The sequence below is a fragment of the Streptomyces sp. NBC_00212 genome (genome assembly GCF_045206365.1).
GTDB lineage: Bacteria > Actinomycetota > Actinomycetes > Streptomycetales > Streptomycetaceae > Streptomyces.
The window spans coordinates 8010170-8035846 of record NZ_CP108115.1; the positions used below are offsets into that span (position 1 = coordinate 8010170).

A 25677-nucleotide genomic window follows, 5' to 3' on the forward strand; every position below is an offset into this window, starting at 1 on the left:
ACATACCGATCCGACCCACCGTCGAGGCAGAGGACAGATCATGACGAAAGACCGACCGGTGAACCTGGCCGCGCTGGACGCCCACTGGCGGGCGGCCAACTACCTCGCCGCCGGGCAGATCTACCTGATGAGCAACCCACTCCTGACGGAGCCGCTCAGGCCCGAGCACATCAAGCCGCGCCTGCTCGGTCACTGGGGAACCTCGCCCGGTCTCAACCTGGTTCACACCCACCTCAACAGGGTGATCAAGGACCGTGGACTGGACGCCGTCTGCATCTGGGGGCCCGGCCACGGAGGCCCGGCCGTGCTGGCCAACTCCTGGCTGGACGGCTCCTATGCGCAGACGTACCCGGATGTGAGCCGGGACGCGGCGGGCATGGCACGGCTCTTCCGCCAGTTCTCCTTCCCCGGTGGCGTGCCCAGCCATGTGGCTCCCGAGACGCCGGGCTCCATCCACGAGGGCGGCGAACTCGGCTACTCACTCGCCCACGCCTACGGCGCCGCCTTCGACAACCCCGGCCTGCTGGTCGCCTGCGTGATCGGCGACGGTGAGGCCGAGACCGGACCGCTCGCCGCTTCCTGGCACTCCAACAAGTTCCTCGACCCCGTCCACGACGGCGCGGTCCTGCCGATCCTCCACCTCAACGGATACAAGATCGCCAACCCGACGGTCCTGTCCCGCATCCCGCAGGACGAACTCGACTCCCTGCTCACGGGATACGGCTACGAGCCCTTGCACGTGACCGGCTCCGACCCGGACAAGGTGCACCTGAGCATGGCGCGCACGATGGACCACGCCCTGGAGCGGATCGCCGAGTGCAGGCAGAGGAGCGGCCGCCCGCGTTGGCCGATGATCGTGCTGCGCACGCCCAAGGGCTGGACCGGGCCGGCGGAGGTCGACGGCGTTCCGGTAGAGGGGACGTGGCGCTCGCACCAGGTGCCGCTGGCGAACGTGCGCGAGAACCCGGACCATCTGCGGCAGTTGGAGGCGTGGCTGCGTTCGTACCGGCCGGAGGAGCTGTTCGACGGCGAGGGCCGTCCCACCGAGCAAGTCCTCACGTGCGTACCGGACGGCGATCTGCGCCTCGGCGCGAACCCGCACGCCAACGGCGGCCTGCTCACACGCGCTCTGCCCGTTCCGCCGCTGGAGCACTTCGCCGTGCCCGTCGACAAGCCCGGCGCGACACAGCACGAGCCGACCCGGGTCCTGGGCAGCCTGCTCGCCCAGGTCATGGCGGACACCGCCGAGCACCGGAACTTCCGGGTGGTCGGCCCCGACGAGACCGAATCCAACCGCCTGGGCGCGCTGTTCGAGGTCACCGGCAAGGCGTGGCAGGCCGAGACCCTGGACACCGACGAGAACCTCAGCTCGGACGGCAGGGTGATGGAGATCCTGTCCGAGCACGTCTGCCAGGGCTGGCTGGAGGGCTACAACCTCACGGGCCGCCACGGCCTGTTCTCCTGCTACGAGGCGTTCGTCCACATCGTCGACTCCATGGTCAACCAGCACATCAAGTGGCTGAAGACCTCGCGGCACCTGCCGTGGCGCGCCCCCATACCGTCCCTGAACTACCTGTTGACCTCGCACGTCTGGCGCCAGGACCACAACGGCTTCTCGCACCAGGACCCCGGATTCGTCGACCACGTGCTCAACAAGAGCCCGGACGTCGTACGCGTGTACCTGCCGCCGGACGCCAACACGCTGCTCTCGGTGGCCGACCACGTCCTGCGCTCCCGCGACTACGTCAACGTGATCGTCGCCGGAAAACAGCCCTGCTTCGACTGGCTCTCCCTGGACCAGGCCCGTGCCCACTGCGCGCGCGGCGCCGGGATCTGGGAATGGGCCGGCACGGAGGACGGCACCCAGGAGCCCGATGTGGTCCTCGCCTGCGCGGGCGACGTGCCGACCCTGGAAGTGGTTGCCGCGGCGGCGCTGCTCCGGCGCCATCTGCCCGACCTGGCGGTGCGGGTGATCAACGTCGTCGACCTGGCGAAACTGCTGCCGCACGAGGAACACCCGCACGGGATGGGCGACTTGGAGTACGACGCGCTGTTCACCCGCGACAAGCCGGTGATCTTCGCTTACCACGGCTACCCCTGGCTGATCCACCGCCTCGCCTACCGCCGGGCCGGCCACGCGCACCTGCACGTACGCGGCTACAAGGAATCCGGCACCACGACCACGCCCTTCGACATGGTCGTGCGCAACGACCTCGACCGGTACCGCCTGGTCATGGACGTCATCGACCGCGTCCCCGGCCTCGCCACCCGCGCGGCCGCCGTACGCCAGACCATGGCCGACACCCGCACCCGCCACCACGCCTGGATCCGCGAACACGGCACCGACCTGCCCGAGGTCGCCGACTGGACCTGGACCGGATAACCCCCTCGCACCAAGGAGGTGCGTCATGCAGCGCATCATTACCGCAGGCGTCGACGGCTCCGTCGAAAGCCTGGACGCGGCCGACTGGGCCGCCCGCGAAGCCCTCCGCCGCGGACTGGCCCTCCAACTCCTCCACGCAGGCGACGAACCAGCGGTTGGCACCGGACTCCCCGAACTCGACGCCCCGGCCGACCGGGTGGGACACGCTCTGGACCGGGCGGCGCGGGTACTGGCCTTCGCCCACCCCACGCTGGAGATCGTCCGCCGCCAGGTACCCGGGCCGCCCGCCGCCGCCCTCCTGACCGCGGCCGAATCCTCCGAGACCCTCGCCCTGGGATCGCGTGGCTTCACCGGATTCGCCGGGTTCCTCGTCGGATCGGTGGCCCTGGCGGTCGCGGCTGGGGCCACCCGCCCGGTCGTCCTCGTCCGGGCAGGGGAGCGGGCCGAGGACGAACACTGGGACTCATCAGCTGGCCCGTATCGCCCGGTCGTCCTCGGCATCGACCTGGACCACCCGTGCGACGAGCTCATCGAGTACGCCTTCGACGCCGCGACGGCACGCCGGGCACCCCTGCACGTCCTGCACACCTGGGTGGTGCCGCTGGCTCCGTCCGGATCGGCGGTCGACCCCGAAGAGGAGAAGGCGCACGCCCTGGCCGCCGCGCTGACTCCTTGGCGGCACAAGTTCCCCGACACGGACGTGACAGAGCGGACGATGCACGGCCGCGCCGCGCACCATCTGCTCATGGCGTCCACCAAGGCGAGCCTGCTGATCGTCGGCCGGCGCATCCCAAGTGGAGCGCGCCTGGGGCCGGTTGCCCACTCGGTGATCCACCACAGTCTGTGTCCGGTGGCGGTGGTGGCACACGGATAGCCGTCGCCTGAATCACCCCCACGTGGGTTGTTACGGCCATTGTTCCGTTCTGCCCGAGGGAGCATGCTGACGAGTAGGGACTTGAGGGGACGGGAGCGAGCTGATGAGCCAATTACGGCTTCTCCTGGCAGAGGAAGGCGCGGACGCCGAGCGTCTCGACGCGCTGACCGGATTCCTGCGCGAGGAACTCCTTCGGTGCGATGTGGAAGATGTGCTCGCGCTACGGTCCGGGTCGGCTCCACCCGGTGCGCGCTCCCTCGACATGGCTGTGATTGGCGGACTGCTCGTCAGCCTTGGGCACACCACGGACGGCCTGGCCACGGTGGTCGCGGCCGTCAGGTCCTGGCTGAACCGGACCGGCGGAACCCGTCGGGCCGTGCGGTTGGAGCTCGATGGAGATGTGCTGGAGATCGCCGATGCGACGACCACCGAGCAGGACCGGCTGGTCGACCTGTTCATCGGCCGGCACATCTCGGGAGCAAACCGCCCGTGACCGGTCGGCGCAGAGCCCTGATCATCACGTGTGACGAATACGCGCACGAGGGGTTACGGCGGCTGCGGGCTCCCGCCGCCGACGCGGAAGCGTTGAGCGGGGTGCTGGGTGATCCGCAGATCGGCGCCTTCGACGTGCGGGTGATGCACAACGAAGTGGCACACATCGTGCAGGGCGAGATCGAAGACATCTTCTCGGAGAGCCGCGCGGACGATGTGGTCCTGCTGCATTTCTCCTGCCACGGTCTCAAGAGTGAATCCGGCGAGCTGTTCTTCGCTGCCCGTGACACTCGCCCGGATCGCCTCGGCTCCACCGCGGTATCCGCTGACTTCGTACAGCGTTGTATGCGCCAGAGCAGAGCCCGCAGCATCGTGCTGTTGCTGGACTGTTGTTATGGCGGCGCCTTCGGCCAGGGTGTGAGCGTCCGGGCGTCCGGAAACGCTCATGTGCTGGACAGCTTCCTCGGCGGGAAACTCCCTGGAGGCCGCGGGCGGGCGGTGATCACGGCTTCCAGCGCGATGGAGTACGCCTTCGAGGAGGGCGAGCTGACCGACGACCAGAGCCGTAGGCCGTCGGTATTCACCTCGGCCGTGGTCGAGGGACTCGCCACGGGAGAAGCGGACCGCGACGAGGACGGCTGGGTCTCTCTGAACGAGCTCTACGACTACGTCTTCGACCGGGTCCAGGAACGCAATCCGCACCAAACGCCCGGCCGTGACGTCGAGATGCAAGGAGAGCTGTATCTGGCCCGAAGCCAGCGCATGCGCATCCGTCCGCTCCCCCTCCCTCCCGAACTTGAGGCCGCTCGGACGAATTCGAACATGTACGCCCGCCTCGGCGCGGTCAACGAGCTGCATGCACGGCTGCTCGGCAACGACCTCCCGGCGGCGCTGGGGGCCCATGGCGCGCTGATGGAGACGGTCCGCACGGACACCCGGCCCGTCGCCGGTCCCGCCGAGCAGGCCATCCGGGAGGTCTCTGTACGTCCCGCGGTCACCGAACTGCACTTCGGGCGGGTAGCGCAGGGCACGGCACCGCCTCACCGCGGGGTTCAGCTCCTCGGCCCGCCGCTCGCCCGTGCCTGCGTTCCGCAGGCGTCACAGCAATGGATCCATGTGAGTCAGACGGACCACGGACTCGATATCGCCGTCGACACGATCCAGACCGGAAGCCTGCACGGAAGCATCACCGTCAAAGGGCCGACCGGCGAAGCAGTCATCAGCGTGGACGTCGACGTCTTTGCTCAGCAGAGGATCCAGCCGGACGAGAACCCGATGACGGACACGCAACGGCATGGGCGCAGGGAAGCCAGTGGCCCAATCGCCTCCACATCCGGCGCCAGCGGATCGATTCCGCTTGGTGTGCCCGGCAATGCGAATGGTGGCGGAAGAGTACGAGCCTTGCTCGCTGTGCTGCGGGCTCCAACTCCAACTGTGACTCCATCAGTTGTTCCTGGGAAAACAACTAACCAGTTACTTCAAGGAGACGGAAAGAAGCCGTCGACCCGCGCCAAACGATGGGGCCTGGCCATACGTTCAACGTTATGGGCGCTGATGCCTACGCTATCGGCCGGTCTTCTCCTGCCGGTTCCGTTCGTGCACGCTGCGTTCCGACTGCACGGGCGGAAGTTGTGGACGATCGCATCCTGCTACACCATTACTTGGCTGGGCCTCGGGATTCCGGCGATCGTCATAGGCAGTTCTCCGTCGGGCGAAGCTCCCGTGCCTTTCGACATACTGGCGACGATCTCCTGGATCAGTACCGTGCATGCGTTCAAGCTGCGACGCCGCGTCTTCGGGTCGGGAAAACCTCCCACCGATTCCCCGCCGTGCTGACCTCCGAATCGGGAGCGTCCCCCAGCGAATCGCTGATGCGATCTGCGTCTGCTCCGTCAGTTCTCTGAAGTGGGAGCCGTAAGGGCGCAGTTCACGTCCACCACTCCTTCGACGGAGTGGGTGAGACGTTCGGCCACCGGGATGAGGCTGCTGTCACGGACGGCCCCGGAGAGGGTGACGACTCCGTCTGCGACGTCGACCCGCACGTTTCGGTGCGAGACGGGAAACAGCCGGTCGACGACCTCGCGGCGCACCTCGGAGGCGAGTTCGTCGTCCGACCGCAGGAAGATCTTGAGCAGGTCGGCCCGGCTGACTACGCCTTTGAGTACGCCGCTGTCGTCCACTACGGGCAGCCGTTTGACGCGCCGGCCGGCCATGAGTCGGGCAGCCTGCGGCAGGGTGGCGTCGGCGTGGACGGTGATGGCCGGGAACGTCATCAGGTCCCTGGCGTGCGTCGAGCCGGCCTTTGCGGTGTCGCCGAGTCGTCGCATCTGCTCGATCATGCCGGTTTGGTGCTGGTGGAACTCCTCTTTGAACAGCAGGTCGGCCTGCGAGATCACCCCCACGACCTTGCCCTCGCCCTCGATGACGGGCACGGCCGTGACCCTCCACCGCTCCATGGCGGCGACGATCTCCTTGAATCCTGCGTCGGGTGTGACCGTGACGACGGTCGTGGTCATCACGTCGGCGACGGTGTACCGGCTGTTGGTCATGACGCTGTCCTCACTGGGCGCGACGAGCGGTCTCCGCTCGTTCTCAGCATGGCCCCGACCAGGCCGTCCGCCAGGGGCCGAGGGGGCACACTTCACGAGGTCGGAGCGGCGGCGGTCAGCGGACGAGCACGGCCTCGCCGGAGCGAGGCACGACAGCTGTCCAGCCCAGTTCGCGGTCGATCCGGTCCCGGAGCGCGTCGGCCGAGCTCTCCTCGCCGTGGACCAGATAGGTGGTGTGCGGCGCCGGTGCGTCACGCAGCCAGTCGAGGATCTGCGTGGCGTCCGCATGTGCCGAGAAGTGCGGCACGTCCGCCACCTCGGCGCGTACCGGCACGTACTCGCCGAACATCTTGAGCGTACGGGCGCCGTCCACCAGGTCGCGGGCGCGTGTGCCGGCGGCCGCGAAGCCGACGATGACGACGGCGTTGCGGGGATCGGGCAGCAGGCGCTGAAGGTGGTGCAGGACGCGTCCGCCGGTGGCCATGCCCGCGGAGGACACGATGACGGCCGGACCCTGCGTGCTGTTGATGTCGATGGACTCCTGGACCGTGCGGGCGGCCAGGAACGGCTCCGGACTCAGCGCGCCTGCCCCGTGCGCCAGGATCTCGGGGCGCAGCTCTGGGGAGCGGGCCGCGATGGCGTCGCGGTAGACGTCCAGCGCGGCGAGCGCCATGGGGCTGTCGACGTACACGGGCACGGACCTCGGCAGGACCCCGCCGCCGCGCAGGCCCGCCAGCTCATGGAGGACGACTTCCGTGCGGTCGATCGCGAATGCGGGAATGACCACGGTGCCGCCGCGCGCCAGTGTCTTTTTGATGACGGCAGCGAACGCGGCCCGCCCGCTCTCCGGGTCGTGCCGGCGGTCGCCGTACGTCGACTCCATCAGCAGTACATCTGCGCCGGAGAACGGTTCGGGCGGCAGCAGCAGGGGGTGGCCGGGGCGACCGAGATCGCCGCTGACGGCCAAGGTGTGGCCGTCTTCGAGGGTGAGGTGGGCCCAGGCCGAGCCGAGGATGTGCCCGCCGTGGTGGAGCCGCAGCCGGGTGCCCGCCATGATCTCGATGTCGGCGCCCATTGGCACGGGATCGAAGAACGTGAGCGTCTTGTCGACATCGGCGTCGTCGTAGAGGGGCTTCGCCGGGCGATGCTTGGACCAGTGGTCTCATTGGCGTGCCGCGCCGCCTCCATCTGAAGGTGTGCGCTGTCCCGCAGCACGATCTCGGCGAGCCGGGCGGTGTTCGCGCTGGTCAGGATCGGTCCCCGGAAGCCGTTTCGGACCAGCCGCGGCAGATAGCCGCAGTGGTCGAGGTGGGCATGGGTGACGACCACCGCGTGGATGTCGGAGGCGTCGCAGGGCAGCGTTTGCCAGTTCCGGCGCCGGAGGTCCGAGAGACCCTGGAAGAGGCCGCAGTCGACGAGGATGCGGGCGTGGTCGCTCTCGACGAGGAACTTGCTGCCGGTCACCGTGCGCACCCCGCCCAGGAACCTCAGCAGGGCCGGTCTGGGCGTCACGGCGCGCGGGCCGGGGCTCGGGGTGTCGGACATGTCCGGCCCTCCTTCGGTCGGTGAGGGGGCCAGGTTTCACCATCGCACTCCCGAGGACGACGACGGATGGGCCCGTCAGGCCCCCATAGGGGACCGTCCGGCCCATGCATGCGAGCCGGTCACCGCGACAGCCTGAGGCTGACGCACACCGGAACAGCCAGGAAGAAGGCTGATGTCATGAAGGCACTCGTTTTCCAGGGACCCGGACAGACCGCATGGCAGGACGTTCCAGACCCCGGCATCAAGGACGCCGCGGATGCGATCGTCCGCGTCGACGCGGTGACCATCTGCGGTACCGACCTGCACATCGTCAAGGGGGACGTACCCGAGGTGGTTCCCGGGCGGATACTGGGCCACGAGGCCGTCGGTACCGTGGTGGAGACCGGCGGGGACGTCAGGACGGTGCGGCCCGGCGACCGGGTGCTGATCTCCTGCATCTCCGCGTGCGGCCGCTGCCGGTTCTGCCGCGAGGCCCGGTACGGGCAGTGCCGCGGAGGCGGCGGCTGGGTGCTCGGCCACACCATCGACGGCACCCAGGCCGAATACGTGCGAGTGCCGTTCGCGGATCTTTCCGTGTACCCGCTGCCCAGTGCCGTGGACAGCTACGACGCGGTCCTCCTCGCAGACATCTTCCCTACCTCCTACGAGGTGGGCGTGCTGAACGGCAGGGTGCGGCCCGGAGACACCGTCGTCGTGGTCGGTGCAGGCCCGATCGGCCTCGCCGCGATCACGACCGCCCGGCTGTACTCGCCGAGTTGCATCATCGCGGTGGACCTCGCGGAGTCGAGGCTGGCCGCCGCCCGCTCGCTGGGCGCGGACGCGGCCGTGAATGCCGCAGAGGAACCGGAAAAGCTGGTCGAGGACCTCACCGAAGGTCTCGGCGCCGATGTGGTCATGGAGGCCGTGGGCGTGCCGGAAGCCTTCGAAATGTGCACGCGTATGGTCCGTCCCGGCGGCCGGGTCGCGAACATCGGAGTGCACGGCAAGCCCGCGACCCTGCACCTCGAAGACCTGTGGATCAAGGACGTCACCATCACCACGGGACTCGTGGACACGCACTCCACACCGCTGCTGCTGCGCATGATGGCGGCCGGACGACTGCCCTCGTCCTCGCTGATCACCCATCGTTTCGAGCTGGGCCAGATGGAAGAGGCCTACGAAGTGTTCGCTCGCGCGGGCGACACGGGTGCACTGAAGGTGGCGCTCGGCGGTCCCCAGCACACGGCCGTCACCGCACCGGCCGAGCCGTGAACCGAGGGAGATGAGCATCATGGCTGTCAACAGGTCCGAGCCGTCCTCCGCCGGGGCACCGGCAGGCCGCAGTGACCTCGGGCGGCGGATGGCAGCGCGCCGCGAGGCGCTCGGGCTCAGCCGCGAAGAGGTGGCCGATCGCTGCGGGGCGGCGCCCTCGTACATCGCCTATCTGGAAGAACGCGCTGCGGCGCCCGGCCGGGGCGTCTTGCTGCGCATCGCCGGCGCACTGCACACCAGCGTGGCCGAGTTGTCCGGCACGACGGTCGACCTTCCGCCGGGCAGGGCTGCCGCCGCCAGGGACGCCGAGCTGGTGTCACTGGACGAGCCGGAGTGCCGTCGGCTGCTCTCGACGCACGGCGTGGGCAGGGTGGCGACGTACAACGCCCGGGGGCCGGCCGTCGTGCCGGTGAACTACGTGGTGACCGGGAGCGGGATAGCGTTCCGCACCTCGGAGCACGGAGCGCTCGCCGCCGCCGCGGGAACCGAAGTGGCCTTCGAGGTCGACCACATCGACGATGCCATGCGGCAGGGCTGGAGCGTTCTGGCCGTCGGGCGGGCCGAGAGCGTGACAGAGGACACCACCGTCCGCCGGCTGGACGACCTGGCCCGCTCGCTCCCGTGGGCGGGAGGCCACCGCTCCCATTGGATGACGGTCACGCCGCAGAAGATCACTGGACGCCGCATCGAGCACGGTTGACGTACGAGGCGCGCTCCGGGCCGTCTAGTGAGGCGTAGGCGTGGGTGTTCCCGCAGGACGTTCCCTCACTTGATCTCCAGCACCTCGCGCACCGGCCGACGAGGGGTGGCCGGTCCCTGGGGGCCGTAGCCGAGGCGGATGATGATGTGGACGTGGCCCATCGCGGAGGTCGGGTCGCGTACGGCCCAGCGGAGTTCGGGCCATTCGAGGGGCTGCGAGGTCATGGACGTGACGAGGCCGTCAAGAGTGGCCTGGAGGAGCACGCGCTGCATCGCCTGCCCGGCCCTGAGCCAGTCCATCGGTGTGTCCTGGAAGGTACCCAGAATCGCGATCCGGGGGTGCCGTTCGAACCGGGCCGACTCACGGCCGAGGTGGGGCCGCCAACTGCCGAAGTCCCTGACCGGCGCGCTTGAACCGTACTGGCGCGGGCCGAACGCGTAAGCCGGGATTCCTTCCCTACGCGGGCCGTCGTTCTCGCCGCCCGGGTCCGTCCAACTGGCCGTCTCCTCCCGGACCGCAGGGTCCTCGGCCTCGTAGTGCTCGGAGTCGTGGACCAGGCCGAGCACGACCTCGGTGTGCCAGGCGTCGGGTAGGAGCAGCTTGGCGCCTTCGAGCAGGGCGGCCGCCTGGAGTCCGTCGAGGACGGGGGTGGGGATCTTCTCGTCGGTGAAGGGGAAGCGGCTCGTGTGACGCTGCCGCAGAGCGGGATGCAGGGCCGCCAAGTCGTCGTCGGGCCGGGTGGGTTCCCGGAGTTCGACGTTGGCCAGATGCCAGGGATCTTCGGGGGAGGGGAGCAGCTCGGTGACGGGCTCCCAGCCCGCCTTTGCCGCGCTGACCCGCAGGTTGAAGAGCGCGGCCGCGCAGCCCAGATGCAGCGCCCGGCCGTCCGGGTCGCTGTGGGTCATGGCCCGCTCGGGGTCACCGTGCAGTTCGATCGTGTACGTGCCGGGCCGGTACCGGAATGCCCAGGGCTGGGCATTGTGCATGGAGGGTGCCGTGACGGCGTCCTCGACCAGAGCGGTCACGGACGCCGCGTCCAACTGTGGTGAGAGCACGGGATGCATCCTGTTCTGTGCGTAGCGGTCGGCCGTGGCAGAGCAGGTCCACCACGCTCCGGTGACCGTGGGCCCCGTTCGACTTCGGACCGGGCGACGGCGGGCCTTCCGCCGACGAACCCGACGGGCGCATCTCGCTCGGCGCGCCCCTCACCATTCACCATCCGCCGGGAACCGCCCGCCCATCGAGGGCCGAATGGTCCTCCGCCAAGACCGACCGGGCCAGATCCGGCGGGAGCCGCCGGTCTCCGAGGACCGAACAGGGACCTTTGGCCCCCGGCCCGACCCCTGCGGCCCTCTCGCTCCGGCGGCTGACGGTGCCAGCGTGAGAGCTGACCCCCGCTGGCACTCGGTGAGGAGGAACCATGGAAGGCAGCATCACCGGTGGATCGGAACCCGGTTCGGTCGTCGTGGGCGTCGACGGCTCCGAGCAGGCCCGTGCAGCGGCCCTGTGGGCGGCGGCCGAGGCCGTACGGCGTGGGAGTTCCCTGCACCTCGTCCACGCGACGGACACCGACGGCCGGGCCGCGGACCTCTCGGAGAACAATGTTCTGAGCCTCCGCGCCGAGGGCCGCGAGCTGCTTGAGGACACCGCCGCAGCAGTGTCGGAGCGTCATCCCGGACTGCCCGTCACCACGGAACTCAGTCGCGGCGGACCTGCCGTCAGCCTGCATGGCGCGGCGGCGAATGACGGCATCCTCGTGGTCGGCAACCGTGGCCTCGGCGGGTTCAACTCGCTGTTGCTCGGGTCGGTCGGATTGAAGGTCGTGGCGAGTGCCAAGACTCCCGTGATCGTGGTGCGGGGCACCGCGGACCCGGACGGGATCAGCACAGTGCTGGTCGCAGTCCGTGACGAGCACGATCTCGTCTGCGCCCGCCATGCGGCGCGCGAGGCCGCGCTGTGCAAGGCGTCGCTGCGGCTCCTGCACGTGTGGAACCTCCTGCAGTCCGTCGGGTACGTCGCGCCCCTGCTCGACGACGTGGAAGAGCTCGCCGGGGGCCGCATGGGAAGCGTTGCCGCGGTGGCAGACCTGATCCGTGCCGAGTTCCCGGAGCTGACCGTGGACGTCGATGCGGAGAAGAGCGTCTCCGTGGCAGCCGTCCTGGTCGAAGCCTCGCACCATGCGCAGCTGCTGGTCATGGGAGGCAGGCGGTCGCCCGGCTACATCGGGCCGACGCTCGGACGGGTCACACACAGCCTCCTCCACCACGCGCACTGCCCGGTGGAACTCATCCCCAGGAGCGAAAAGGAGCACGGGGGTGGATCGTGATGGACATCGCTGAGGGCCGTGACATCGTCGTCGGCGTCGACCCCGCAGGCACGGGCCGCCTGGCCCTCGCCTGGGCGGTGGACGAAGCCCACCGCCGCAAGGTCCGGCTCCGGCTCGTCCTGACCGTGCCGCCCCGGCACGACACCCAGCACGTCGACGACGAACCCCGGTACATCGCGCTCCGCCAGACGGGATCGGATTCCATCAAGGGAGCCGCCGCCTGGGCCGAGGCGCGTCACGCCGATGTGGAACTTGCGACGGATCTCCTTGATGGTGCTCCGGCCCCCGTGCTGTGCAGGCTGTCCCGCCACGCCCGCATGGTGATCCTCGGCTCCCGTCACCTCAGCCGTGCGCAGGAGTTCTTCGACGTCGGCTCCGTGGTGCTGCCTGTCACGGCGCAGGCGCACTGCCCGGTCGTGGTGGTCGGCGACGCCGAGCACGTCACGCAGCAGCCGGCTTACCTAGTCGTCGGCATCGACGGCAGCGAGCCCTCGAAGGCTGCGGTGGCCCTTGCCTTCCGGGAGGCGAGCCTGCGCGGCTGCGCTCTGCGAGCCATCTCGGTGTGGCAGCCGCCCGCCTTCTCCTTCCAGGACGACGCCCTGGCTTTGAGTGCCCAGCGCCGCATGCTGTCGGAGGCCGTCGCCGGCTGGTCGGAGCAGTACCCGGACGTCGCGCTCACCCACGAAGCCCCCGTCGGGCACCCGGTCGAGACGCTCGCCGAGGCTGCGGAGCACGCACTGGCCCTGCTCGTCGGGCGCAGAGGCAGGGGCGGCTACAGCGGCATGCGCCTCGGGTCGGTCGTCCACGGGCTGCTGCACCGAGCCCACTGCCCGGTGATCACTGTCCCAGTGGCATGAGCGTGCCCGCGCTCGGGATGAACCGGCAGAAGCAGAGGCCTACGGTGAATATGAGCACGCAGTGCCGCCCCCCTCGACGCTGCCGGAGGTATCCATGGCCGCGGAGCGGCCACATGCCGCACGGAGCAGAGTTCCCCACTTGAAGCTCGATGAGCTCCTGGACGAGCTCCAGGCACGCGTCGATGACGTGAGGTGTGCCCGGGACAGGCTGAACGATCCAGCGGCTGTTCGCGACCGGGATGACCCTGCAGAGCGCGCAGAGGTTCGTGGAGCACCCGCTGGCGTCGGAACGGCTGGCACGGGCCATCGACGACTTGGACGCCACCATCAAAATCATCCGTTCGACCATCTTCGGGCTCCGCGAGCACGATGCGCCGGGAGAGGAAACCAAGCTCCGCCTCCGCGCTGCGCGGGCCGTCGCAGCAGCAGCCGCGGTGCTCGGATTCGCTCCTGCCCTGCGCACCGAAGGGCTGATCGACACGGATGTTCCCCGGACGGTCGCGGACGATGTCGTCGCGGTGATCGGCGAGGCGCTCACCAATGTGGCGCGCCATGCCCGGGCGACCCGGGCAGAGGTGTCGATCGTCCTCGCGGAGGGCGTGCTGACGGTCGTCGTCGGCGACAACGGGGTCGGCATCCCGGAGGCGAGCCGCCGCAACGGGCTGCGCAACCTCGCTGAACGCGCTGCGGGGCTGGGCGGTGAGCTGTCCCTCTCGCCGCACTCGGAAGGAGGCGGCACCCGGCTGGAGTGGCGCGTACCGGTGCGTGCGGAGTGATCCGCGGCTCAATGCGGGATTTCGTCCTGCTCGTGTGTGTGGGCGGCGATGACGGCTGCCTGAACGCGGCGTTCGACGCCCAGTTTGGCGAGCAGCCGGGAGACGTGGTTCTTGACCGTCTTTTCGGACAGATAGAGCCGTCCCGCGATCTGGCGATTGGTCAGGCCCTCGCCGATGAGTTCGAGCACGGCACGCTCGCGCTCGGAAAGGATGGCCAGGCGCTCGTCCTCCGGGGGTTTCCCGGCGTCCGGGTCCCGCAACGAATGCATCAGCCGGGCGGTCGTCGCCGGATCGAGCATCGACTGTCCCGTCGCCACCGTCCGCACCGCGGAGACGAGGTCGGATCCCTTGATCTCCTTGAGCACGTATCCCGCCGCCCCAGCCATGATCGCATCGAGCAGCGCGTCCTCGTCATCGAACGACGTCAGCATGAGGCAGGCGAGGTCCGGCATACGCGAGCGCAGCTCACGGCACACGGTGATGCCGTCGCCGTCCGGCAGCCGGACGTCGAGGACCGCGACGTGCGGCCGCAGAGCGGGCCCCCGGGCAAGGGCCTGCGCGGCCGTCGACGCCTCGCCCACCACCTCGATCCCGGGCTCGGCATCCAGCAGATCGTGCAGCCCGCGTCGGACGACCTCGTGGTCGTCGAGGAGGAACACCCGGACGGGGACCTCCGCGGATCCAGCTGATATCTCGGACATGCCTGCCCCTGAGGTCGGCGTACGCCTCACCTGAATTGTCCCAGAACGGTGCGGAAGGCACCTGTGGAGCCGATGCCCCGGGACGGACTACTGCAAGGGGTCTTCAGGCCGTCGTACCGGCCGTGCCTTCCAGCTGCAGGCGTATGTCGACGACACCCTCGACGGCACGGACGGCCCGCGCCAGAGAGGTACCAGGGCGCGGTTGTCCCGGCGACCGATCCGGAGAGTGACGACACCTTCCTCGACCGAGCATGCGATGTGCGCTGGTGGAGTCAGTTCACCGAGGACGGCGGTGCGGACCTCGTCCTCAATCTCCTCGTCCGGCCGCAGGAACACTCTCAGCAGGTCACCGCGGCTGACGACGCCCTCCAGCATCCCGATGTCATTGACCACAGGGAGCCGCTTCACGCCCTTGCGGGCCATGATGCGGGCGGCTTCGGAGACCGTGGCGGCCGGGCGCACGGTGACGGCAGGGCTGGACATGAGCTCTTCGGCGAGGACGGCTCCAGCCTTGGCGGCTTCCTCCGCCCGCTCCAGCGGGGCCGGATCGGCACGCCGGAACTGCTCCTTCACCAGCAGGTCGGCCTCCGACACCACGCCCACGACACGGCCCTCGCCCTCAAGCACCGGCAGGGCGCTGACCTTCCACTGGTGCATCACCTCGACGATCTCCTTGTAGGAGGCTTCGCGGCCCACGGCCACGGCCGTATGGGTCATGACGTCGCTGACGGTGTACTGGGACGCAGGCATCGTGACCTCCTTCTGCGGGCCGACCGGGAGGCAGCCGTCACAACGTGCTGCCGCTGCCGTAAGGGGCGTATCGATCGAGCAGCCGGACCCTGGCGGAGGTGAGCCGGCGGGCGAGGACCTCTCCCACCCAGTGACCGATCTCGGAGCCGATGGCCGGGTCCGCGTCCATCAGCATGCGCACGGCTTTCGCGTCGAACTCATGGGTACGTACGAGCGTCTTTGCCTCGGCGCCCAGATGCCAGACGTAGGGGCGGAACAGCCAGGACCAGCCGACCAACTCATCGGGGCCCAGGGTCTCCACCACCGTGGCCTGCCTGCCGGGCACGTGAAGGTCCAGTGCCACGGCGCCCGACTTCACTATCCAGAACCGGTCGGCGTGACCGCCCTCATTGAACAGGCGAGTACCGGCCGCGAAGTTCACTTCACGGGCAAGTTTCATCAGGCGGATCCGGTGGTCCGCGGACAGGGCGGCAGTGATCCGTGTCGGGGACTTGATGCTCATGGCAGCCTCCGTTTCGAGTCCTCTTCCAGTCTCCGTCGCCGACAGCCGGCCCGGGGAGGGCCGATCGGTCCACTCGCGGGTCCGCACGCCCCTGCGGGCGCTGCGTGGGTCTGCTCGGGTCCGCTCGGGTCCGCTCGGCCTTCGTGTCGGGCGGCCGGGAGCGGGATTCCGGGGACAGCGGCCCGAAGGAGCGCCATGCCCCGGCTTCTACTGCTGGACGGCGAACTCACCACCGCCGAGCCGAAGAAGCTCCGCTACCGGCTCCTGCACGTCGCCGCCCGCCTCACTCGCGGCGGCCGCCGCCTCCACCTGCGCATCTCGGCAACCTTGCCCTGGAAAAACGAACTGGCCACGGCCTTCCACCGGCTCGCAGCCCTGCCCCGACCCGCCGGATGACCTGCACGTCCTGCACACCCACGACCACGAGGACCTCGGAGACACCGGACACCGCGCGAGCCATCCGACATGCCCAGACCACGAAGCCAGCCCGGACACCCACAAGCTGACGATCAACACCGCCATCTCACTCGAAATGAAAGAGCGAGGCTAGAGGTACACGGCGTCGCCCACCTCCAGCACGTTCCATAATCGCGCGGCGTTCGCCGAGGCGCAGGTTGGTGCAGCCGGCCGAACTGAGGCCAGGCGTGGCGTTGCCATTCCCCTCGGTGGGCGTCCTTCCCTAAGCTGCCCCGGAGAAGTTGAACCGCAGAAGGCCTTGGGGGAGGCACGCGTGCGCAGACCGCTGGACATGGGCGAGGGGGAGGTCAGGCCGCTCTTCCTCCTCAGTTACGCGCATACGGCCGCTGCCGATCCGAGAGGCAAGGATCCCAGTGTCTGGGTGCAGAGATTCTTCAGGGATCTCTCGGATCATGTGACGCAATTGACATCTTTGCAGGTCGGCAGCGCCGGTTTCATGGCTCAGCGGATGCAGTCGGCGGAGACATGGGACGAGCGGTTATCGGAGGCGCTCGCGTATTGCAAGGTCTTCGTACCGCTCTACTCGCCCCGCTATTTTCTGAGCAGACAATGCGGCAGGGAGTGGTCCGTCTTCTCCAGCCGTGTTTCCCGTCACCAGTCCGCCGTTGACACCATTACGGTGAGCGGCATCGTGCCCGCGCTCTGGGTGCCCGTGCCCTTCCAACAGCTTCCGGCACCGGCGGAGCAACTGCAGTTCAACCACGCGGACTTCGGCGAGGAGTACGCCGACGAGGGCCTCCACGGGCTCATCAAGCTCAGCTACTTCCGGGACGCATACGAACGCGCGGTGTACGGGCTGGCCAAGCGCATCGTCAGCGTGGCCGAGCAGACCCAGCTCGCCGTCGGCGACCCATACCAGGACTACCGCGAGGTGCCGGCCGCGTTCGGGGAGCCGTCCGGTCCATCTCGCGGGTACGAGGTGTCCCCGGGATTCCGTCGGGACAGGGCACTTCCTGGCGAAAGGTCTCGAAGCGGCCCGGCGCCCTTTGGCGTGAGCTCGGCGGAAGGGACTGTGCCTCCAACTCCGGTAATGGAGAGCGGACATCCGCCCGGGTCGGCCGGCGCGTCGGATGGCGATGTCATCCAACGCATCGCAAAGGTCGCGGCTCAGCTGCGGGACCACACGGCCCCGGAAGTCGACGATGCCGCCGAGGCTGTCAGCAGGGAGATCGCCGACATGTACCTGCGCATCGGCCCGCCTCCCACCACGACGCCGTCCAGGAGAGATCGCGATCCGGGGCCGGGCAGCTCGGACCTCGAAGAGGGTAGCCGGCCTCCCGTACCGGCAGAGGACATGGCCGGGGGCGGTTGGCATGGCTGAGCAGGAGGTACCGCCTGGGACATCCGAGCTTGAGTTCGCGCACAAGATCGCCCGCGAGTGGGCGGACGTCCCGTCCGACCAACTGGTCGCCGTCCTGGACGCCATGGAACGTCGGCTCAAGCGGGAACATCAGCTGAGGGCCAAGCAGGACGAGCGACGGCATGCACTCGATCTCGCCCGCCTCAAGGAAGCCGAGCGCCACCACGAGCTCGAACTGGCGAAGCTCCAGGAACGTCGCGACCGTATGGACAAGGCCCACAAACAGCACCTGGTAGGCGTGGTTGCGGGCATGGTGGTGAGCCTCAGCTGTATCGGCGGGGCCACCTGGTTCGGCCTGACGGGGCACTACCTCCCGATGGGGATCCTGGTCGGGCCGGTGCTGATCGCTCTGACCAAGATGTTCGTGCTGCGCAAGAGCGATGCGGGTGACGTCGGCGCGGTGGCGACGTCCTTGAACAGACTCATCTCCCGCGCGCCGACAAACCCGGCCCCGGCCCCGGCACCCGCTCCCCTCGACCCGGGCGCGGGAGAGACGTCGTAACCGCGCCGACAGCCACCGCCCGCCTCTCTTCAGCAGATGACAACGGACACCCCGCACTGTCGGCGTACTGGCTCATGCCCTGGCAAGAGCACGGCGATGACGAGATCGGCCCTGGAGAAGATCACCGACCGCGAGCAGACCGTGGCGGGCGAGGCCGACCGGGTACGCACCCGGATCGAACAACTCAACCAGCATCTGCTCGGGAGATGGAGGGAGAGCTTGCCGAACGCGCCACCGCCCGCAAGGTCGTTCTCGCACTCGACACCGACGAGCCCGCCACCAGACAGCAACCGCACCTGCCCGACAACCCCGCCTACCAGCACATCCTCACCGCCCTCGCCGACGCCGGGGAACCACGGCGGGCCCGCGACCCGTGCCGGACGCTCGACCTGGGCATCGCGGCGGACCGGGTCGTACCCCTTGGCCCGGGAGAACCCGAAAGCCGGGTTTTCCTGTCGGCGCATGTATTGCTCGATAGTCCCTTATCGAAATGGCGATGCCGGCGGAAATATCCCCGGGGCGGTGCGGCGTTCGCCTCTGGCATCGTGATCGCGAGTGGGGGAGTGGTCGGTCTGAAGTTGTTCAGCACGGCAGGTGGCGTGGCCGAGGTGATGCCGCGTCTGGCTGAGGTCGAGGCGGATGTGCAGAACCTCGTCGAGGCACACATGGAGACGATGCTCGGCGTCAGGTTCCTGGCAAGTGAGTTCGTCATCGACTGTGTCGACGGCGGGCGGATCGACTCGTTGTGCCTCGACGAGAACGGGGCACCGGTGATCGTCGAGTACAAGCGCGGCACTGACGCAGGCGTGATCAACCAGGGCCTCTACTACATGGCTTGGCCCACGAACCACAAAGACGCCTTCCGGAGTCTGGTCCGCGACCGGCTCGGGGGGATGGCCGCGTCCCAGATCCTGTGGAGCGCCCCCCGACTGATCTGTGTCGCTGGCGACTTCACCCGCTACGACGCGCATGCCGTACGTGAGCACCGGCGCTCGATCGACCTGGTCCGCTACCGGTACTACGGCAGCGACCACGTCGGCCTGGAGACCGTGGCGTCGGTCACCGGGCAGCCGGCCATCGCTCGGCGGGTTCGCCGGCGTGGGGCCGGGCTGCTGAACGGGGCTCGGCCACCACGGCACCGGCGACCTGGAGCTGCAACTGCGTACGGAGCGGGATCTGGAGCGTGCCCAGGTCCTGTTCCGCCTCAGCTACGCCGCGGCGTAGTGGGCCGGTGGTCGACGCGGGCGTGTGCGACTGGGATGTGTAGTCGTCGCCTTTTGTCGTGGTGCTGCCTTTCGACTTGGCGGTCAGGGAATAGCGGTGGAGCTATAAGAATGCGGCGGATCCCCGGTTTCGGTAGGTGCTGAAGTTCTTTGACGTCGAGCTGGAGCAGTGAGATCCACTGCATCTGCCACGCCATCAGCGGCTTCCGTTAGGACCAGTTACAGGCCATTGTTTGGTTAATTTCACCATTTCAAGACATTTGATCAGTATTTGTCGTGTAGTGCGTATAATTTCCGTTTAGGGTGGGTGTTGTCAGTCGGAGAATTTCTTCGGCTGTACAACCGAAAGGCGTACCTCATGCGCTTCACGCGCACCATCGCCATCCCCCGAAGCCTTCTCGTCGCCGTGTTCGCTGTTGCCGGCCTCGCCGCTACCCCTGCCCTCGCTTCCGCAACAACGGCACAGACCAACGCGGGCATCGCCCGCACCCACACCGGCCTCAGCGCCCTGGGGCTCCCCGGTGGTAACGGAGCCAACGGCGTGGGGAGCAACGGTGGGATCGGCGGCCTGGGCGGCACCGGCGGTGCGTCCGGCGCCAACGGCAACGGAGGCAACGGAGGCGCCGGCGGCAACGCCAACGGTCTTGCGAGTGTCGGTGGCGCCGGTGGTGCAGGAGGCGCCGGCGGGGCCAACGGCAATGGCGGCAACGGAGGGTTCGGCGGCGCCGCCACATTCAATGGCACCGGTGGCAAGGGTGGCGTAGGGGGCGTCGGCGACGCCGGGACCGGTATCTCCGGCGGCCTGGGTGGCAACGGCGGCGCCGCCACGGCGGGAGGCGGCCACAAGGGCGGTACGGGCGGCGCCGGCGGCGCTGCCAGCCCTGTATGCCCGGGCAAGCCCGGCGGCAACGGCACCGCTGCCACGTTCATCGCTGACGGCACCACAGGTGCCACCGGCGCCGCCGGTCACACCACCCTCCCCTGCTGAGGCAACGAGCAGTACGGGCTCGATGATTGCGCCTGACTCTCGTTCCCAGGGAGGCCGTACACAGCCACTGAGCCCGCGACGATGAGCAGTCTCATTGATCCTTGAGTGCCGTAGTGCAGAAACGCCCGGCGCCCCGCACTAGTAGTGCGGGGCGCCGGGCATCAAATTCGTCAGACGACGCGAACGTTGTCGGCCTGGGGGCCCTTTGGGCCCGCCGTGACGTCGAACTCCACCAGCGCCGCCGCAGCTGTGGCTGCCCTCATCGACCGGTGCAGGTCGAGGGCTGGGTGCAACATTCGCCGACCCAGGTTGGGCGGCTCAGCACGACCCCTACATCACGTTGGGAGCGGCGCCTCCGGGAAGGCGGGCGCGGATGCCACAGACGTCGCAGCTCTTCCTGGACGTCAGTGGTGTCCTGCGTGCCGCGTTGCCGTCTGAGTTCTGAGGATCATCCGTGGGGCCCCGGCTAGTCCGGTCGGCGAAGTACCCCGCAAACCCTCCGGCGTGTCCGGCGTGTCCGGCGGCCAGGGGGGGGAACCACGCAACGGTGTAGGAGCTGGTACGCCATTTCGGGGTCAGGGGCCGCATGGTGCTCTTTTAGCCGCTCGGCAGCTTGCCCATCAGTGGACCCCCGAGGCGTGATCGCGAATCTCGGTCGTTGGCTCGCAGCCTGCCCGAGACCATCGGCCTCGACGAGGCCGTTGAGATCCTCGCGGCACCGCGCCGAGCAATTGTGTACTGGGACCATCGACGCAGCAGACCACACGAACTCGGCGCCGGATCGACCCGGCCCTGACCGAACTGCTCACCGACCCCGCCCTGACGGGCATGGCCCGCTCCGACTTCGACCACTTGGTGACGGTCTCGGAGCCGTACTGGGACGCCCTGGCCGAGGCCGCGTTCCAACGACGCTTTCACCGCCCGCGCCGCTACCTCCACCGACAGACCAGCAGCCTGGACCACTGCCACGGACTGCTGACGGCACTGTTACGCCGCCGCCGAGCAGCAACCAGTACGCTCCTGGCCCAACTGCTCGGCGTCACCCGAACCAACCTGTCGAACCAGTTCCAGGACGGGCACCGCCTCCTGGACCTGCACAGAATCACCGTCACGCCGATACCCCAAGCGCCCGCCCGCACTTTGGAGCAGCTGAAGGCTCGCAGGACGCCTACCGAAGTGCATCCCGCAGATCAACTCTGACGGTTATTCAATTGCAGGCCCCCGCGGTGCCGGAGTACTGCCGGGTCACACAGGCGGAGGCGTCCCCGTCCTTGAGGAACCCGGTGTCGTTCACGATCAGTGCCGTCGGTCTGACGACCGGCTGGATCCGCCAGGTCAGGCGGGCCCGCACCTGTGCCGGATCCCACGGGCTGGAGGTGACGAAGTGGCCCTCCAGGAGCAGCCCATGCAGATAGACCGCACCCCACCGACGCTGATCCACCCGACCGAACGGTTCGAGCATCTCCGCCACGAAGTCCTCCAGACAACACCGGACCGCGGCCAACTCCCCACCCAGCACACCCGATCATCAACACGGCCAATCAAGAAGACACGCACCGATGCTGCGAATGACTGGCGTGGGCCCGCGCCAGAACCGTAGGACGAGCCGAGTCGTGCGGTCAGGGGGTAAGCAGACCTGGCGGGGCCGATGCCATGCTGGTTGAGGCATCGGTGGCGATCGCCGCGGCGACTGCTTCGCTGCGCCATACGAGCATCGGTATGCCGGACATGTAGTAGTGGGTGCCGCTGGTGAGGTGGCCCAGGGCAAGAAGCGATGGCTGGGGCCTGCCGTTCCGGTCGACGAGCCGTCCGGTTTCCGGCTGCACGCGCACGCCGCCGTCCGGGTGCTGTTGTCCGCACCCGTTACGGATCAGGGAGTCCATCAGTCCATGGGGTGTGGCTGGGTGGGCCGCCGGTGGTGCGGTAGCGGCGGCGATCACAACGTCCGCTTCCACCGTGTGGTGCTGCACTGTGACCCGGAACCCCTGCTTCGCCGGCGTGACCTTCTCAAGGCCGCGTAGGACTTGCAACTGACCGCTGTCCGCCATCTCAACGAGTGTGCCGGCCGTTGCGGCGGGCATGGGGGAAGTGAAGCTGGCCCACAGCCGGTGGTAGCGGCGGAGGAACTGCTGCCGATCGCTGGGGGGCAGAGTCGGCCACCAATGGTGCACGGTGGTGATCAGAGCCCAGGTGGTCACCTGAAGCCAATCGACGTCCGGTATGCGTTCCCGGTCGGCGAGTTGTCGGCGTACACGGCTCAACCCCCAGTCCGCCATGGACATCTCGGAGGCGATTTGCCTTGGCGTGGCTCCGGCGCGAAGTGCTTCTGCCCGGGCCAGAGCAGCCACCGTCGACAGCCGAAGAGATGAGGACGAGCGCTCAAGGCGGTCCCGAACGGTTTCTGGGGTCATCAGTGACGGCCGCCCGACCTGTCGTGGGCGGCGTACGGCAGCCAGGATGCCGTCACGGGAGAGCAGTGTGATCCGCCCCTGATGTCTTTGGGCGCGCAGTCCCAGGACGGCGTCGACAGCGGTGAGCCCGCAGCCGATGACGGCCACGGAGGCCGACGGATGAATGGTGTCCAGAGTGGAGGCCACGGGATAGGGACGGCTGATGTAGGAAGGGTGACCAGCGAGTTCGTAGGGGTCGTAACCGGACGGTTCTCCGACGCACAGCACTGCGTAGTCGCACGGGACGGTGGCCCCGTCCTCCAGGTCGACCAATGTCTTGTCACCGTCGAGTGCGACACTCACGACGCGTTGGCGCAGCCATTCGACACGCCAGCCGGAGGCCGTCAGGCTGTCCAGGGTCTGAGAGAGAGTTTCCTCGAGGTAGCGGCCGTAGACATGCCGAGGCGGGAAGCTCTCCTGCGTCCATGGGTTGGAGGAACCGCTCTCGCCGGGGTGACGGGCGAGCCACCGCTGTGCGTGCTCCGGATCGTTTGGGTCCAGCGTCATCATGGTGGGCGGGGCGTTCACCACGATCTCGTCCCGGTCCATCCGGTACGCCCTGCCGCGCCACAGCTGATCCGAGGGCTCCACGATCACGAGGTCAACGTTTTGAGAGCCGAGCGCGCGGGCGAGCGCCATGACGAGACAGGCCGCGGCTGTGCCCCCGCCCACAATGCAGATACGCATGCGCGGCTCCTAGGCTGTCCGTGGTGCTGTGCCGGCGGATGGGCGCCTGCGAGCCAGCGCGAAGCGGTAGGTGATGCTGCCGAGGAACCCTTCCTCGTGTGCCCTGCGCCGCGCTTCGTCCTTCAGCGAGCGGGCGAGGTCTTTGCCGATCGTCCCGCTGTCGAGCATCGTGTCCACGCCTCGGTCGATGATGGTGTAGGCGTAAGCCGAGTGTGCAGCGGTGTAGTCATGGGCACCTGCCTGCACGAGCTGGAAGCCTGCCGCCTCCAGCAGGCGGGGGAGGGATCGCAGGTCGTGTGTGTTCACGACGTAGTGGGCACGCCAGGCGGTCACGCAAGCGTTCAGCGGATCATGCGGGCCCAACGAGAAGTCCGTCGATGCGTAGTCGCCGTCCAGCACGGCGATCTGCCCGCCCGGACGGCACACCCGGTATGCCTCTTGAAGCACCGAGCGGATGTCTGGAGTGTGGCTGAGTAGCGTGTACATGAGGACCGTCGAGAACGACTCATCGGCGAACGGCAGCCGATGCGCGTCGGCTGCCAGGAGCTTGAGGTTGTTCCCGGCCGTTCCGCTCGATCGGCCGGCCATCCTCAACAGGTCGACACTGTGGTCGATGCCGACGACTGTGGTGGCGGGCGCCCGGTCGCAGAGGTCGGCGAGAAGCTCACCGGAACCACAACCGATCTCCAGCACTGGCCCGGAGGTGACATCGACGGCCGTGAGGAAGCGTTGCAGCATCTGGCTCTGATCCGGGTCCTGCCTGCGGGAGTGCAGTACTGACGCGATCTGCTGCGTGGTCTCGCGATCACACGTGGCCAGCGAGGAGAACACGTCGTCGTTCATGAACGGTCACCTCCCGTGGTCGGTGCGGGCTCGACGCGGAAAAGGACCGCTTCGTCCTCCAGTCTGCTCAGTACTTCGAGAGACTGCCGGACCACGGACTCCTCAGGATGGACGAAGTAGACGATCCCTGTCTTGCCCTTGGTCAGGGTGCTCTTCTGGATCGGTTGCCCGACGTACGGCAGTCCCTGCGCGCTGTGGAATCCCGGGAGCCGACGTACGGATGACAGACCTGGCACCGCTGTCAGGACTCCGGACTCCCAGCAACGCACGAACGCCTTGCCCATCACCTGCGGCGGGGCGTAGGCGTCGGAGAAACGGGCCTTGAACGAAGAGGGGTCGTCCAGGCTCTCTGCCAGTACGTGCTGCTGGCTGTTGCCGAACGCGGCGAAGTAGGGATCGGGGTGGAGCACTGGTCCCAGGATGCGCGCATTGACCTCGATGAGGCGCGGGCCGTCAGGGGTGAGGCGCACGTCCGCATTGGCCGCGCCATTGCGGATACCCAGAGCGTTCAGGCAGTCGAGGGTGTAGGACACCACCTCCCGCTCGGCTGCCCCAAGGCTGGGGCAGCTGACGTTGTACCGGCGCACCGGAAGGCCGTCGAGTTCGGCGATGACATTTCGTGTCACCTCACACACCACGTGCTGGCCGTCCAGACTCACCGTCGTCACCACGTACTGCTCACCCTGCAGATATTGCTGTACGAGAGTCTTGTCGTTCGGCAGGCCCACGAGGTTCATCTGTTGGTGAATGTCCAGGAAGTGTGTCACCGCCTCTGTTTCCGTCCAGCACACCCTGCAACCGTCGCTGCCGGAGCTTTGGCTGGGCTTTACGACCACGGGAAATCCAAGGTGCCGAAGAGCCCTGGTCAGGTCTTCCACCGTTCCCGCTGTGGCCTGCCCCGCGCAGGGCACGCCGGCCTTCCGCAGAGCTTCGCCCATCAGAGCCTTGTCCCGCCGCGCGGCAGCCGTATCGTCTTCGTTGCGCGGCAGGCCCAGGGCTGCTGCAAGGTCATGGGCCAACGCGACGCCGAACTCGCTTGCGGGGACGACGTGTTGGACACCCCGGTGGCGCAGGGCGGCTACCGTGTCCGCCATGTTTTCACTCGCGATCAGGACAGGCGCGCTCGCGTCGCTTCTGGCCGATTTCGAGAACCGCTTCTGGTACAGGTGCACGCAGTCCTGGCCACGTTCCCTGAGGGCGGAGGAGAGGAAGACGCCGCTGGAAAGGGGGTCGACCAAAGCGATCATTGTGGTCCTCTTGCTTGCGAGGTGGTGGACGCACCGTTCGTCTCAGCGGTAGCTGTCCAGGTGGGTGTGCGGATGTGTCCTTTTCGGGGTGTGGCCGGTAACCGGTGACGCGGCATCAGCCCCGTATCAGAAAGCGCAGAGCGCACCCGCTACCCAGCGCGGGCGACCCCGACAGCAGACTCCGTAGCCGCTCC

At 68.3% G+C, this 25677-nt stretch carries 22 protein-coding genes and 6 pseudogenes; 16 read left to right on the forward strand and 12 right to left on the reverse strand.

The genetic code is table 11. The features are described from left to right. Positions 1–40: 40 nt before the first annotated feature. The 4 genes from OHA17_RS36590 (at position 41) to OHA17_RS36605 (ending at position 5585) form a co-directional block, all read left to right on the forward strand. On the forward strand, positions 41–2383 hold the full coding sequence (locus OHA17_RS36590; RefSeq protein WP_406510079.1) for a phosphoketolase: 2343 nt from the start codon (positions 41–43) through the stop codon (positions 2381–2383). A 25-nt stretch (positions 2384–2408) separates the two neighbouring features. Further along, positions 2409–3257 carry a universal stress protein gene (locus OHA17_RS36595; protein WP_406510080.1) on the forward strand — a complete coding sequence of 283 codons (849 nt, stop codon included), beginning with the start codon at positions 2409–2411 and terminating at the stop codon, positions 3255–3257. A gap of 103 nt (positions 3258–3360) precedes the next feature. Then, positions 3361–3750, forward strand: coding sequence for a hypothetical protein (locus OHA17_RS36600; protein ID WP_406510081.1), 390 nt, complete (start codon positions 3361–3363; stop codon positions 3748–3750). Continuing rightward, the gene (locus OHA17_RS36605; protein ID WP_406510082.1) at positions 3747–5585 is read left to right on the forward strand and encodes a caspase domain-containing protein; all 1839 of its coding nucleotides are present in this window, start codon (positions 3747–3749) and stop codon (positions 5583–5585) included. The genes OHA17_RS36600 and OHA17_RS36605 overlap by 4 nt, the downstream gene beginning before the upstream one ends. Before the next feature lie 56 nt (positions 5586–5641). On the opposite strand, the gene OHA17_RS36610 is transcribed toward OHA17_RS36605, so the two are convergent. The 3 genes and pseudogenes from OHA17_RS36610 to OHA17_RS36620 all read right to left on the reverse strand — a co-directional run. After that, positions 5642–6298, reverse strand: coding sequence for a CBS domain-containing protein (locus OHA17_RS36610; protein ID WP_406510083.1), 657 nt, complete (start codon positions 6296–6298; stop codon positions 5642–5644). 115 nt (positions 6299–6413) lie between these two features. Then, positions 6414–7373, reverse strand: a complete 960-nt coding sequence (locus OHA17_RS36615; RefSeq protein ID WP_406510085.1) for an MBL fold metallo-hydrolase RNA specificity domain-containing protein — start codon at positions 7371–7373, stop codon at positions 6414–6416. A 212-nt stretch (positions 7374–7585) separates the two neighbouring features. Beyond that, positions 7586–7843: pseudogene (locus OHA17_RS36620) on the reverse strand (MBL fold metallo-hydrolase); the annotation flags it as partial. A 177-nt stretch (positions 7844–8020) separates the two neighbouring features. On the opposite strand from OHA17_RS36620, the gene OHA17_RS36625 reads away from it, so the two are divergent. Together OHA17_RS36625 and OHA17_RS36630 are read left to right on the forward strand one after the other, a co-directional pair. Next, a complete protein-coding gene (locus OHA17_RS36625) occupies positions 8021–9094 on the forward strand; it encodes a zinc-dependent alcohol dehydrogenase family protein (RefSeq protein ID WP_406510086.1) in 1074 nt (357 codons plus the stop codon). A 19-nt stretch (positions 9095–9113) separates the two neighbouring features. Further along, the gene (locus OHA17_RS36630) at positions 9114–9794 is read left to right on the forward strand and encodes a helix-turn-helix domain-containing protein (RefSeq protein ID WP_406510087.1); all 681 of its coding nucleotides are present in this window, start codon (positions 9114–9116) and stop codon (positions 9792–9794) included. A gap of 65 nt (positions 9795–9859) precedes the next feature. Here the strand turns inward: OHA17_RS36630 and OHA17_RS36635 are convergent, their stop codons facing one another. Further along, complete coding sequence (locus OHA17_RS36635; RefSeq protein WP_406510088.1) at positions 9860–10849, reverse strand: Acg family FMN-binding oxidoreductase; 990 nt, start codon at positions 10847–10849, stop codon at positions 9860–9862. Between the two features lie 365 nt (positions 10850–11214). On the opposite strand from OHA17_RS36635, the gene OHA17_RS36640 reads away from it, so the two are divergent. The 3 genes and pseudogenes from OHA17_RS36640 to OHA17_RS36650 form a co-directional block, all read left to right on the forward strand. Next, positions 11215–12120 (forward strand): universal stress protein, encoded by a 906-nt coding sequence (locus OHA17_RS36640; RefSeq protein ID WP_406510089.1) that lies wholly within the window; start codon positions 11215–11217, stop codon positions 12118–12120. After that, complete coding sequence (locus tag OHA17_RS36645) at positions 12120–12977, forward strand: universal stress protein (RefSeq protein ID WP_406510909.1); 858 nt, start codon at positions 12120–12122, stop codon at positions 12975–12977. Before OHA17_RS36640 ends, OHA17_RS36645 begins: the two co-directional genes overlap by 1 nt. Before the next feature lie 215 nt (positions 12978–13192). Next, a pseudogene (locus OHA17_RS36650) lies at positions 13193–13753 on the forward strand (sensor histidine kinase); the annotation flags it as partial. A gap of 8 nt (positions 13754–13761) precedes the next feature. On the opposite strand, the gene OHA17_RS36655 reads toward OHA17_RS36650, so the two are convergent. From OHA17_RS36655 to OHA17_RS36665, 3 genes and pseudogenes are all read right to left on the reverse strand, one after another. After that, the gene (locus OHA17_RS36655; protein WP_406510090.1) at positions 13762–14454 is read right to left on the reverse strand and encodes a response regulator; all 693 of its coding nucleotides are present in this window, start codon (positions 14452–14454) and stop codon (positions 13762–13764) included. Between the two features lie 103 nt (positions 14455–14557). Beyond that, a pseudogene (locus OHA17_RS36660) lies at positions 14558–15204 on the reverse strand (CBS domain-containing protein). 37 nt (positions 15205–15241) lie between these two features. Further along, positions 15242–15706 carry a cyclic nucleotide-binding domain-containing protein gene (locus OHA17_RS36665; RefSeq protein ID WP_398875517.1) on the reverse strand — a complete coding sequence of 155 codons (465 nt, stop codon included), beginning with the start codon at positions 15704–15706 and terminating at the stop codon, positions 15242–15244. A gap of 195 nt (positions 15707–15901) precedes the next feature. On the opposite strand from OHA17_RS36665, the gene OHA17_RS36670 reads away from it, so the two are divergent. The 3 genes from OHA17_RS36670 (at position 15902) to OHA17_RS36680 (ending at position 18045) form a co-directional block, all read left to right on the forward strand. Further along, positions 15902–16102 carry a transposase gene (locus OHA17_RS36670; protein WP_406510091.1) on the forward strand — a complete coding sequence of 67 codons (201 nt, stop codon included), beginning with the start codon at positions 15902–15904 and terminating at the stop codon, positions 16100–16102. Positions 16103–16436: 334 nt separating this feature from the next. Further along, on the forward strand, positions 16437–17504 hold the full coding sequence (locus OHA17_RS36675) for a TIR-like protein FxsC (protein ID WP_406510092.1): 1068 nt from the start codon (positions 16437–16439) through the stop codon (positions 17502–17504). Continuing rightward, the gene (locus OHA17_RS36680) at positions 17497–18045 is read left to right on the forward strand and encodes a hypothetical protein (RefSeq protein ID WP_406510093.1); all 549 of its coding nucleotides are present in this window, start codon (positions 17497–17499) and stop codon (positions 18043–18045) included. The genes OHA17_RS36675 and OHA17_RS36680 overlap by 8 nt, the downstream gene beginning before the upstream one ends. A gap of 29 nt (positions 18046–18074) precedes the next feature. Here OHA17_RS36680 and OHA17_RS36685 read toward each other — a convergent pair whose 3' ends face one another. Further along, positions 18075–18509, reverse strand: a complete 435-nt coding sequence (locus OHA17_RS36685) for a hypothetical protein (RefSeq protein ID WP_406510094.1) — start codon at positions 18507–18509, stop codon at positions 18075–18077. A 147-nt stretch (positions 18510–18656) separates the two neighbouring features. On the opposite strand from OHA17_RS36685, the pseudogene OHA17_RS36690 reads away from it, so the two are divergent. The 4 genes and pseudogenes from OHA17_RS36690 to OHA17_RS36705 all read left to right on the forward strand — a co-directional run. After that, positions 18657–19269: pseudogene (locus tag OHA17_RS36690) on the forward strand (transporter). 357 nt (positions 19270–19626) lie between these two features. Further along, a complete protein-coding gene (locus OHA17_RS36695; RefSeq protein ID WP_406510095.1) occupies positions 19627–20256 on the forward strand; it encodes a hypothetical protein in 630 nt (209 codons plus the stop codon). Positions 20257–20914: 658 nt separating this feature from the next. Further along, positions 20915–21052: a hypothetical protein gene (locus tag OHA17_RS36700; protein WP_406510096.1), complete on the forward strand. Its 138-nt coding sequence runs from the start codon at positions 20915–20917 to the stop codon at positions 21050–21052. Next, positions 21031–21377: pseudogene (locus OHA17_RS36705) on the forward strand (ISAzo13 family transposase); the annotation flags it as partial. The gene OHA17_RS36700 and the pseudogene OHA17_RS36705, both read left to right, overlap by 22 nt. A gap of 98 nt (positions 21378–21475) precedes the next feature. On the opposite strand, the pseudogene OHA17_RS36710 reads toward OHA17_RS36705, so the two are convergent. The 4 genes and pseudogenes from OHA17_RS36710 to OHA17_RS36725 form a co-directional block, all read right to left on the reverse strand. After that, positions 21476–21775: pseudogene (locus OHA17_RS36710) on the reverse strand (transposase); the annotation flags it as partial. A gap of 100 nt (positions 21776–21875) precedes the next feature. Further along, positions 21876–23393: an FAD/NAD(P)-binding protein gene (locus OHA17_RS36715; protein WP_406510097.1), complete on the reverse strand. Its 1518-nt coding sequence runs from the start codon at positions 23391–23393 to the stop codon at positions 21876–21878. A 9-nt stretch (positions 23394–23402) separates the two neighbouring features. Further along, positions 23403–24236: a methyltransferase domain-containing protein gene (locus OHA17_RS36720; protein ID WP_406510098.1), complete on the reverse strand. Its 834-nt coding sequence runs from the start codon at positions 24234–24236 to the stop codon at positions 23403–23405. Continuing rightward, the gene (locus tag OHA17_RS36725) at positions 24233–25483 is read right to left on the reverse strand and encodes an ATP-grasp domain-containing protein (protein WP_406510099.1); all 1251 of its coding nucleotides are present in this window, start codon (positions 25481–25483) and stop codon (positions 24233–24235) included. Before OHA17_RS36725 ends, OHA17_RS36720 begins: the two co-directional genes overlap by 4 nt. Positions 25484–25677 lie beyond the last annotated feature (194 nt).